Below are 11454 nucleotides of genomic sequence, written 5' to 3' on the forward strand. Positions count from 1 at the left end.
GGCATGCCACCTCCCACGCCATCAGGGCCGTTTTAGCCCAGCGGAATCTGCGCCAGCTGTGCCAGACGACGCACCGCCACGGAGGCGATCGGGTAGTCGGCATTCTGGGTCAGGATTTCCGCGAGCATGGCCCGGGTGTACTTCAGCGTGGCGTCGTCACGCTCCAGCCACGCCTGTACCGGGCTGAGGTCCGTGCGGTTGCCCGCCACGTTCAGGACCTGAAGCGCCAGCGCACGGTGCTGGGCATTCAACTCATCAAGCAGCGAACCGCGAGCCTGGGCGTGCCATGCGCCTTCGACCGGCAGCGCTTCGATCTGATCGCGCAGCCATTCCAGATCCAGGGCTTCGCCCAGTTCGTAGAACACGGCCGCCACCTTCTGGATCGGGTAGCCGCTCTGCTTGGACACTTCGACCATGTCCAGCGCGGCGCGCAGCACCGGTACACGGGCCAGACGAACGGCCAGCGCATCCGGGCAACCCAGGCCTTCCCACTTTTCCTGGCTGGACGAGAAGTCGCCACGACCGGTGTTGGTGAGGGCCGAGGGCAGTGCTTCGCGCAGCGCCGTGACTTCGGCGCCGTAACGCTCCACGTTGGCCGCGATGTCCAGCGTGCCGCCCGGGCGGTTGAGCAACCAGCGGGTCAGGTGACGCAGCAGCGACCAGATGTGCAGGATGGCGTCGATCTGCGTGTCTTCCGCGACCTTGCCGTCCAGCGCCTCGATTTCAGCCCAGAGACCACGAGCGTCCAGGATTTCGCGGGCAGCGGTATACGCCTTGGCGATGGCTGCCGGACCCTGGCCCGTATCTTCCTGCATGCGCATCATGAAGGTGGCGCCCATGCGGTTGACCGTCGAGTTGGTCACGGCAGTGGCGATGATTTCACGCTTCAGGCGATGGCGCTGCATGTGCTCGGCATACTTCTCATGCAACGGCAGCGGGAAGTAACGAACCAGCTCGCGGGACAGGTACGGATCTTCCGGCACGTCCGAATCGAGCAGCTGCTGGAACAGGCGGATCTTGTCGTAGGACAGCAGCACCGACAGCTCCGGACGCGTAAGGCCGAGGCCGCGCGCCTTGCGTTCGGTGAGCTCCGCTTCGCTGGGCAGCGACTCGACCTGACGGTCGAGCATGCCCTCGCCTTCCAGCGTGCGGATGAAGTGGGCCATCGAGCCCAGGCGGCGAACCGACTGGTGTTCCATGACCGTGATGGCCTGGTTCTGGCGATAGTTGTCCCACAGCACCAGACGGCCGACTTCGTCGGTCATCTCGGCCAGCTGACGATTGCGTGCCTCGAAGGTGAGTTCGCCACGCTGCACGGCATCGTTCAGCAGGATCTTGATGTTCACCTCGTGATCGGAGGTGTCCACGCCGGCGGAGTTGTCGATGAAGTCGGTGTTGAGCAGCACGCCGACGGTGGCCGCTTCGATACGACCCTTCTGGGTCATGCCGAGGTTGCCGCCTTCGCCGATGACCTTGCAGCGCAGCTCGTTGCCGTTGACGCGCAGTGCGTTGTTCGCACGGTCACCGACTTCTGCGTGGGTTTCGGAGGTGGCCTTCACGTACGTGCCGATGCCGCCATTCCACAGCAGGTCGACCTGCGCTTTAAGAATGGCGCTGAGCAGATCGGTGGGCGGCATGTGCGTGACTTCCGCGCGAATGCCAAGCGCGGCGCGCACTTCCGGCGACACCGGAATCGACTTGGCGGTACGCGGATACACGCCACCACCGGCCGAGATCAGCGACTTGTCGTAGTCGTCCCACGACGAACGCGGCAGCGCGAACATGCGCTGGCGTTCCTTGAACGAGCGGGCAGCGTCCGGCTTCGGGTCGAGGAAGATGTGACGGTGATCGAACGCGGCCAGCAGCAGGATGTGCTCGGAGAGCAGCATGCCGTTGCCGAACACGTCGCCGGACATGTCGCCCACGCCAACCACGGTGAAGTCTTCGGTCTGGCAGTCGCGGCCCAGTGCGCGGAAGTGACGGCGCACGGATTCCCACGCGCCCTTGGCCGTGATGCCCATGCCCTTGTGGTCATAGCCATTGGAGCCACCCGATGCGAACGCATCATCGAGCCAGAAGCCGTGTTCGGCAGAAATCGCGTTGGCGATATCGGAGAACGTGGCGGTGCCCTTGTCGGCAGCAACCACCAGGTACGGGTCGTCGTTGTCATGACGGACCACCGAGTGCGGCGCCACGATCTTGCCTTCCACCAGGTTGTCGGTGATGTCGAGCAGACCGTTGATGAACATGCGGTAGCACGCAATGCCCTCGGCCAGCTGCGCGTCGCGGTCAGCGGCCAGCGGCGGACGCTTCACCACGAAGCCGCCCTTCGAGCCCACCGGCACGATGACGGTGTTCTTGACCATCTGCGCCTTGACCAGGCCCAGCACTTCGGTGCGGAAGTCTTCGCGACGATCCGACCAGCGCAGACCACCGCGCGCCACAGAACCGAAGCGCAGATGGATACCTTCCACGCGCGGCGCATAGACGAAGATTTCGCGGAACGGCACCGGCTTGGCAAGGTCGGGCACAGCGTGCGAGTCGAACTTGAAGCTGATGTACGGACGCGCAACGCCTTCCCACTCCTGGAAGAAGCTGGTGCGCAGCGTGGCGTGTACCAGCGCGATGAAGCTGCGCAGGATGCGGTCTTCATCGAGGCTGGACACATTTTCCAGCAACGCGTTGATCGCCTCTTCCACCGCCTTGACCTGTTCGGCACGCGGCAGGGCCAGCGACGCGATGAGGTTGCCCACGAGCGCCGGCTGGGTGGTGAGGGTTTCTTCGTCGATCAGCGCGCGCATTTCAGTGGCGAGCATGGTTTCCGCACGCTGGCGGGCTGCACCGTCGAGGCTTTCGCGATTCGGATCGAACTTGGCGTTGAACAGCTCGATCAGCAGACCGGCGATGGCCGGATAACGGTTGAGCGCATCTTCCATGTACGCCTGCGAGAAGGTGACGCCGGTCTGTAGCAGGTACTTGCAGTAGCTGCGCAGCACGGCCACCTGGCGCCAGCCAAGCTTGGCACCGAGCACCAGACGGTTGAAGCCGTCGTTCTCGGCATTGCCGCGCCAGATCTGCTCGAACGCATCTTCAAAAAGGTTGCCGACCTGCTCCACCTCGAAGGCGAGGCGACCGACCGGCTGCACTTCGAAGTCCTGGATGTACAGCGGCGTGTCGCCGGACTTCACTTCGTACATGTGCTCGGTGAGCACGCGCAGGCCCAGGTTTTCCAGCTGCGGAAGCACTTCGGAAAGCGCAATGTCCGAACCGCTGCGATACACCTTGAAGCGGAGTTCTTCCGGGCGATGCGGCGGATGATAGAACGACATGCTGATGGCGTCCGGACCTGCCAGACCCGCCAGCGCGCCGACGTCGGCCGCGGCGATCTGCGGCGACACTTCGTCCACATAGCCGGCAGGCAGCGCCTTGCCGTAGCGGTTGGCAAGGATGATGCCCTGCTGCTCGCCCTGCGCGGCGACCAGGCCTTCGCGCAGTTCGTCGAACCAGTTGCGTGCGATGGATGCGATGGACGCTTCCAGCGCCGCCGCGTCATACACCGGACGGTCGCCGATGCGCGGGCGCACCACGACATGCAGGCGTACCAGCGCAGACTCGCCCATCAGCACGGCCGAATCCACATGCTCGCCGTGGAACGCGTCGCGCAGCAGGTGTTCGATGCGTTCGCGCACAGCCGTATTGAAGCGGTCGCGCGGCACGTACACCAGGCAGGAGAAGAAGCGGCCGTAGCTGTCACGACGGATGAAAAGGCGCGTGCGCGTGCGCTGCTGAAGCTCAAGAATGCCCGAGGAAAGCGCATACAGTTCGTCGGCGCTGCACTGGAACAGTTCTTCGCGCGGCAGCGTGTCCAGGATGTGGCGAAGCGACTTGCCCGAGTAGGAGTCGCGCTTCAGCCCCGAGCGGTCCATCACGGCGTCGCACTTCTCGCGCACCAACGGCACGTGCTGCGGACGGGCCATATAGGCATTGGACGAGAACAGGCCCAGGAAACGCTCTTCAGCGACCGGACGACCGTTGGCGTCAAATTTCAGGACACCGATGTAATCCATGTAGCCCGCGCGGTGAATCGGCGAGCGTGCATTCGTCTTGGTAAGAATGATGGCGTCGGTGGAACCGGACTGCGGCAGCTCGCTGGCCACCAGGCTGCGCACCGAACGCGGAGCCAGCGAACGCTCGCCGCCACGCAGGATGCCCAGGCCGGAATTTTCCACGGCGCGCAGCACTTCGTCGCCATCGACGGGGGCAACTTCGTATTCACGGTAACCCATGAACGTGAAGTGGTCCTGGGTCGTCCAGCGCAGGAATTCGGACGCTTCGCGCACTTCGTCGGCGGACAGCGGCATGGCGCGCTGATGCAGGGATTCGGCAATCGCGACCATCTTGTCGCGCATCGGGGCCCAGTCGGTCACCGCTTCGCGCACGTCGGCCAGGGCCAGTTCGACGTTGGTTTTGAGCACATCCAGCTCGGTGTCGTCGATGCGGTCGATTTCAAAGCGCATGAACGATTCGGAGTCCGTGCCCTCACCCAGCGCTTCAAGCGCTCCGGAGGCGGCACGGCGGACGGAGACCACCGGGTGGATGATCGCGTGAATTTCGGCATGCGCCGCAGCCACCATCGACACGGTGTCTACGAGGAAAGGCATATCGTCCGTGACGACTTCGATCACGGCCCGGGTACCGGACACGCCCGGATTGAACACGCGCACGCTGGCCTTGCCCGGCGTACGCGTCTTTGCAAATTGCAGGAGATCCTGGATCAGGGCAGCCCAGCGGTCGGGCGCGTGCAGGGCGTAATCACCCGGCGCCATGCGCTCGAAGAAGGCGTTGATAAAAAAGCGCGCCTCATTGAGGCGCTCCGCGGAAAGGTTGCTCTTCTTCATTTCTTCGAAGACAGCGGCGGTGAACTGGCCGTCTTCGGCAGCACGAATAGCATTCATGGCGGACATCGATGTGGGGAAGGGAAGAAATCCGCAAAAGCATAGCTCTGCTTCATTCGCGTATCCACCCGTGTGATTGCGCGCAGTAACGCTTTGTACATCGCATCGCGACAATTTACGTCGCGCGTCGATACGTAATAGCCAACGTACCGCGAGATGCTTGCAGGAAGCGTGCCGCCGCGACGCAACAATGCGCATGCGCATGGAGGTTATAGTCGTTGACGATTGTCACTTGTAGATTCTAAACTGGACGGTATAGTCCAGCTTGGTACACCCATGTCCCGCCCGGATCCCCGACCCGCTTCCGACCACCAGCAGCGGGTCCTCCAGGCAGCTTGCGCGCTTTTCCTGCGCGACGGGTACCGGGTAAGCATGGGCGCTGTGGCGCGTGAAGCGGGGGTATCGAAGCAAACGGTCTACGCGCACTACGAAAACAAGGACAGCCTGTTCTACGCTGCCATCGAGCAACTGGTATTGCCGCTGCATGAAAGTCTGGAGCCGGAGCGCCGCACCCTGGCCGCTACGCTCGAAGCCCTTGCCGCAGCCCACCAGCATCACGTGATGGACAGGACCAAAGTCGCGCTGGCGCGGATGCTGATCTCCGAAGCTCCCCGCTTTCCCGCAGCCGCGAAGACATTTTTCCGTACTGCCATCGACACCCTGGTGGAACGGCTCGCTTTACGGATGTGCGACGCGATGGAACGCGGTCAGATGCGAACGGACGACCCGGCCGTGGCGGCCGAGTTGTTCATGTCCATGCTCCATGGCCTTGAAGGTGACCGGCGCCTCTTCGGAATGCGCGGCCGGGGCCAAAAGGCACAGGACGACTGGGCCCGGCATGCAGTAACTGTATTTATGCACGCGTACGACATCCTCCCCGATGAGCGGCCGCGAAAGAACACGAAACCTGGAAAAAGAACGGAGTTCTCATGAAGCCCCTGCCCCTGCGCACATCCCTGCTGTGCCTTGGCCTTGCTGCCGCCCTCGCCGGCTGCGGCAAAGGCGCCGATAAGCAACAGCAGCCGCCGCCGCCCGAGGTGGGCGTCATTGAGGCCACTCCGCAGAACGCACCCCTGGTGCAGGATCTGGTGGGTCGCCTGTCGCCGTATCGCAGCGGTGACGTGCGCGCTCGCGTGCCCGGCGTGCTGATGGCCCGCACCTATGAAGAAGGCACCGATGTAAAGAAGGGCCAGGTGCTCTTCAAGATTGATCCGGCCCCCCTGCGCGCGGCTCTTGATGCCTCCCTGGCCAACCTGGCCCAGGCCCAGGCCACCGCTGCCAACAACAAGGCAGCGGCGGATCGCGCGTCCAGCCTCGTGGGCAAGGGTTATGTGTCCCGCGCCGACTACGACGCGGCCATCGCCGCCCAGCGCACCGCTGATGCGGCGGTGAAACAGGCCCAGGCCGACGTGCAGACCGCACGCATCAACCTCGGCTTCACCGACGTCACCGCGCCGATTGACGGCCGCGCCGGCCAGCAGCAGGTCACCGAAGGCGCCCTTGTGGGCCAGTCGGACGTCACGCTGCTGACTACCGTGGACCAGATCGACCCGCTCTATGTGAACTTCACCCTCGGCGTCAGCGACGTTGAACAGATGCGCCGCGCTGCGGCCTCCGGCGGCGCCACGCTGGCCGAGCGCAACAAGACCAAGGTGGATGTCGCCCTTCCGGACGGCACGCCGTACGGCCAGGCCGGCACGCTGGACTTCGCGTCGGTCACGGTGAATCCGCAGACCGGCACGGTGAACCTGCGCGCGCAGCTGCCCAACCCGGACAAGTCGCTGTTGCCGGGCACCTACGTGACCATCAAGGCCTACATGGGCGACCTCCACGGCGTGTTCCTCGTGCCGCAGAAGGCCGTGCAGCGTGACGCCAACAGTGCATACGTGCTGACCGTGGGCCCGGACAACAATGTCGTCCGCAAGAATGTGAAGGCCGACAACCAGCGTGGCCTGGACTTCCTGGTCACCTCGGGCCTCGCTGCCCACGACAAGATCATCGTCGGCGGTCTGCCGAAGGCGAAGGAAGGTAAACCCGTCAATCCGAAGCCCTACGATCCGAAGCAGGATCAGGCAGGCGGCGCCCCTCAGGGTGCAGCTCCTGCCGCGCAGGGTCAGCAGGCATCCGCCAAGGGCGAACAGGCCAAGCCTGACGCCAAGTCGGGCAGCCAGCCCGAGAAGCAGTAAGGGAGCGGTCTCATGCCGAGTTTCTTCATCGACCGCCCGGTATTTGCGTGGGTGGTAGCCATCTTGATTACCCTGTGCGGCACGCTCGCCGTGCTGAACATGGGTATCGAGTCCTACCCCAACGTGGCACCGCCGCAGGTTACCGTGTCGGCAACCTACGCTGGCGCCAGCGCAGATACCACAGAAAAAACCGTTACCCAGGTCATCGAGCAGCAGCTGACCGGTATCGATCACCTCATCTACTTCAACTCGCAGTCCAGCTCCAACGGCCGTTCCACCATCACGCTGACGTTTGAAAGCGGTACGGACCCGGATATCGCGCAGGTGCAGGTGCAGAACAAGGTGTCGCTTGCGACGCCGCGTCTGCCCGCCGAAGTGACCCAGCAGGGCGTCGTGGTGGCCAAGGCCAACGCGGGCTTCCTGATGCTGGTCGCGCTTCGTTCGGAAAATGCCAGCATCGACCGCGATGCGCTGAACGACCTTGTGGCTTCGCGCGTACTCGACCAGATCTCGCGTATCCCCGGCGTCGGCAGCACGCAGCAGTTCGGTGCCGAGTACTCCATGCGCCTGTGGATCGACCCGGACAAGCTCCAGGGCTACGGCCTCTCGGCGACGGACGTATCGAACGCCGTGCTGGCTCAGAACGTGCAGTTCGCTGCCGGTTCCATCGGTGCGGCACCTGCCATCCCGGGCCAGGGCTTCACCGCCACGGTTTCGGCGGAAGGTCGCTTCACCAAGCCTGAGCAGTTCGAAAACATCATCCTTCGCGCGAACACCGACGGCACTGTGGTCAAGCTGAAGGACGTGGGTCGTGTGGCGTTCGGTGCCTTCACCTATGGCTTCGACACCCGCTGGAACGGCGCCCCCACCGGTGCGTTCGGTATTCAGCTGCTGCCCGGCGCCAACGCGCTGGACGTGGCCCATGCGGTGCGCGCCAAGATGGACGAACTGGCACCCAGCTTCCCGCAGGGTGTGAGCTGGTTCATTCCTTACGACAGCACGACGTTCGTCAACATCTCCATCGAAGAAGTGGTGCACACCCTGATCGAGGCCATCATCCTCGTCTTCCTGGTGATGCTGATCTTCCTTCAGAACATCCGCGCCACGATCATCCCCACGCTGGTGATTCCGGTGGCCCTGCTCGGCACCTTCATCGGCATGCTCGCGCTCGGCTTCACCATCAACCAGCTGACGCTGTTCGGCATGGTGCTGGCCATCGGCATCGTGGTGGATGACGCCATCGTCGTGATCGAAAACGTCGAGCGCATCATGACGGAGGAAAACCTTCCTCCGAAGGAAGCCACCCGCAAGGCGATGGGCCAGATCACCGGCGCCGTCGTGGCCATCACCGTGGTGCTGGCCGCCGTGTTCATTCCCAGCGCATTGCAGGCGGGTGCGGCCGGCGTCATCTACAAGCAGTTCGCGCTGACCATCGCGGTGTCGATGTTCTTCTCCGCGTTCCTGGCACTGAGCTTCACGCCTGCGCTGTGCGCCACGATGCTCAAGCCGACGCATCACGGCAAGTCGAACATTGTGTTCCGCACGTTCAACAAGTACTTCGACAAGATCAACCACACCTACACCGGCCATATCGGCAGCGCGGTTCGTCATGCGCCCCGCTGGATGATCGTGTTCGTGCTGATTACCGTGCTGTGCGGCTTCCTGTTCACCCGCGTGCCCACCGGCTTCCTCCCCGAGGAAGATCAGGGCTACGCGCTGGGCATCATCCAGCTGCCGCCGGGCGCCACCCTCGAACGCACCAACAAGGTGATGGACGAGATGCGTGCGGTGCTGCAGAAAGACCCGGCCTATAGCGACGTCTTCCAGATTTCCGGCTTCAGCTTCCTGGGTCAGGGCGAAAACGTCGGCATGGCGTTCATCAAGCTCAAGCCCTGGGGCGAGCGTGGCTGGACGGACAAGCAGGAAGAACAGAAAAAGCAGTACGACGAAGCCGTGAAGGCTGGCCGCGCTCCGAAGGTTGACCCGTCCGTCACCGCCACCGACTACATCGCCCGCACCATGGGCGCTGTGCAGGGCGTGCGCGATGCGACGATCTTCGTGGTGAACCTGCCCACCGTGCAGGGCCTCGGCCAGTTCGGCGGCTTCGACATGTTCCTGCAGGATCGTGCCGGTGCGGGCCGCGACGCCCTCACCCAGGCTCGCAACGTGCTGCTGGGCAAGGCCAACCAGAACCCGGTTCTGACGGCCGTGCGTCCCAACACGCTGGAAGACTCCCCGCAGCTTCAGCTGGAAGTCGACCGCGTGCAGGCGCAGTCCATGGGCCTGTCGGTCAGCGACATCTATAACGCGATCCAGCTCATGCTGGCTCCGGTATACGTCAACGACTTCTTCTATCAGGGCCGCATCAAGCGCGTGTCGATGCAGGCCGATTCGCAGTTCCGCATGAGTCCGGATGCGCTCAAGCACATCTTTACTCCGAGCACGCTGGCAGCAACCTCCGCCAGCACGGCATCGGGCAGCACCTCCACGACCGGCACGCAGATGATTCCGCTGTCCAACGTGGTGAAGGCTACCTGGTTCACCGGCTCGCCCTCGCTCACCCGCTACAACGGCTATTCCGCCGTGGAAATCGTGGGTAGCCAGGCTCCGGGGCGCAGCTCCGGTGAAGCGATGAACGAGATGCAGCGGATCATCCAGAACGACCTGTCGACCGATTACGGCTTCGACTGGACCGGCATGTCGTATCAGGAAATCCTGTCCGGCAACCAGTCCACGATGCTCTTCATCCTGTCCATCGTGATCGTGTTCCTCTGCCTTGCCGCCCTGTACGAAAGCTGGTCCATCCCGGTTTCCGTGCTGCTGGTGGTTCCGCTGGGCGTGCTGGGTGCCGTGCTTGCCGCGCTGATGCGTGGCCTGCCCAACGACATCTACTTCAAGATCGGTCTCATCACGATCGTGGGTCTGGCGGCGAAGAACGCGATTCTGATCGTGGAGTTCGCTGTCGAACAGCAACAGGCAGGCAAGACGCTGCGTGAAGGTGTGATCGAGGCCGCCCGCCTCCGTCTGCGCCCCATCCTGATGACCTCGCTGGCCTTCATCGGCGGCGTGTTCCCTCTGGCCATTTCCAGCGGTGCGGGTGCGAATGCCCGTCACGCGATCGGCACGGGCGTCATCGGCGGCATGGTGTTCGCCACCTTCCTGGGCGTGCTGCTGATCCCGGTGTTCTATGTGGTGGTCCGTCGCCTGCTGGGTGACAAGCTGGATGAGGTATCGCACAAGATGCCGCATCACGGCGATGACCACGACGGCGGCCCGGATGGCCACGGCGGCAATGGTGGTGGCAACGGCGGCAACAATCCGTCCGGCACGCCCCACGCCACCAACGTCGGCGATATGAGCGCCTTCGATTCCGACCCCCGACGGGGCCAGAACCGGACGTAACAGAAAAAGTCCGGCGAAATGAACTACACCCCAGAAGTTGGACACCCGTCCAATCTCTGGGGTGTTTTTTTTTGCTCCGAGCCGGCCTGCTCCGAAGTCAGACCCTCTCGTTACAGCGAGCGCCCCATCCCGTGCGAGTGCTCCCTCGCCAATTCATGCTGCCGCTGCAACGCGCGTTCCTGAAAGTGTTCGTCAGACTGCTGAAACTGCTGGTAGGACTGCTCCGGTGGAGTAACGGATGCCGTCTTGACGTCGGTTGAGCTTTCCGGCGTGTAATCACGCTCAGGGTCGCCGTTGTACGCAAAGATGTAGCGATTCACATCGGGCCGATCGTTGTCGTCGTAGCTGAACTCCAGCGACGTCACACGCGTCATGTTGGAGCGCCGCGCATCGGCCATGATCGCAGCCGTCATGTTTTCAAGACGCGGTTCGGAAAGGCTGATGCTCTGTTCCGCATAGAGCGCATGCAACTGTCCGCGCACGCTGCGATACATCGCATGATGCGGGTGACCCGGATGGCGCGGGTCGGGAGGCGACGACGGCGGCTCCGGTGCCTGCCGTTGATGCATCTGGATGGACTGAGCGGCGCGACCGGGCGCCGACTCATGGAAGTAGCCGGGCGGAGATGGCTGCATGGCAAGTTGCCCGTACGCCTGTACCTGCGGTGCGACATGTCGCACTTCCGCATACCCGGGATTCATGGAACGTCCATCCACCCTGTGCCGTTCACCCAGAGAGATCGCAAGCAACGGGTCCACCGGATCAGGCGGTGCACACGTAATCACCATCCGGCAATGCGGCGGCGAAATCTGCGCACCCATCACATCACGCATGCCGTCCCGCTCAAAGGTCGAGGTACCGTAGATGAACAGGTGTTCTTCGGAGCGGTGGATCACGTACCGTGCAGGGTC

The 11454-nt window shown here is 63.4% G+C and carries 5 protein-coding genes; 3 read left to right on the plus strand and 2 right to left on the minus strand.

The genetic code is table 11. The features are described 5' to 3' along the window. Positions 1-32: 32 nt before the first annotated feature. Positions 33-4955 carry an NAD-glutamate dehydrogenase domain-containing protein gene (locus FHW69_RS09405; protein ID WP_183422783.1) on the minus strand — a complete coding sequence of 1641 codons (4923 nt, stop codon included), beginning with the start codon at positions 4953-4955 and terminating at the stop codon, positions 33-35. A 276-nt stretch (positions 4956-5231) separates the two neighbouring features. Between FHW69_RS09405 and FHW69_RS09410 the strand changes: the two genes are divergently transcribed. The 3 genes from FHW69_RS09410 to FHW69_RS09420 are packed head-to-tail and all read left to right on the plus strand — an operon-like array spanning position 5232 to position 10543. Further along, positions 5232-5888: a TetR/AcrR family transcriptional regulator gene (locus FHW69_RS09410; RefSeq protein WP_183422784.1), complete on the plus strand. Its 657-nt coding sequence runs from the start codon at positions 5232-5234 to the stop codon at positions 5886-5888. Beyond that, on the plus strand, positions 5885-7141 hold the full coding sequence (locus FHW69_RS09415) for an efflux RND transporter periplasmic adaptor subunit (protein ID WP_183422785.1): 1257 nt from the start codon (positions 5885-5887) through the stop codon (positions 7139-7141). Before FHW69_RS09410 ends, FHW69_RS09415 begins: the two co-directional genes overlap by 4 nt. 12 nt (positions 7142-7153) lie before the next feature. Next, positions 7154-10543 carry an efflux RND transporter permease subunit gene (locus FHW69_RS09420; protein ID WP_183422786.1) on the plus strand — a complete coding sequence of 1130 codons (3390 nt, stop codon included), beginning with the start codon at positions 7154-7156 and terminating at the stop codon, positions 10541-10543. Between the two features lie 110 nt (positions 10544-10653). Here the strand turns inward: FHW69_RS09420 and FHW69_RS09425 are convergent. Beyond that, the coding region (locus FHW69_RS09425; RefSeq protein ID WP_221195468.1) for an XVIPCD domain-containing protein at positions 10654-11454 on the minus strand (801 nt) is incomplete at its 5' end.

This window comes from Luteibacter sp. Sphag1AF (genome assembly GCF_014192715.1).
GTDB lineage: Bacteria > Pseudomonadota > Gammaproteobacteria > Xanthomonadales > Rhodanobacteraceae > Luteibacter.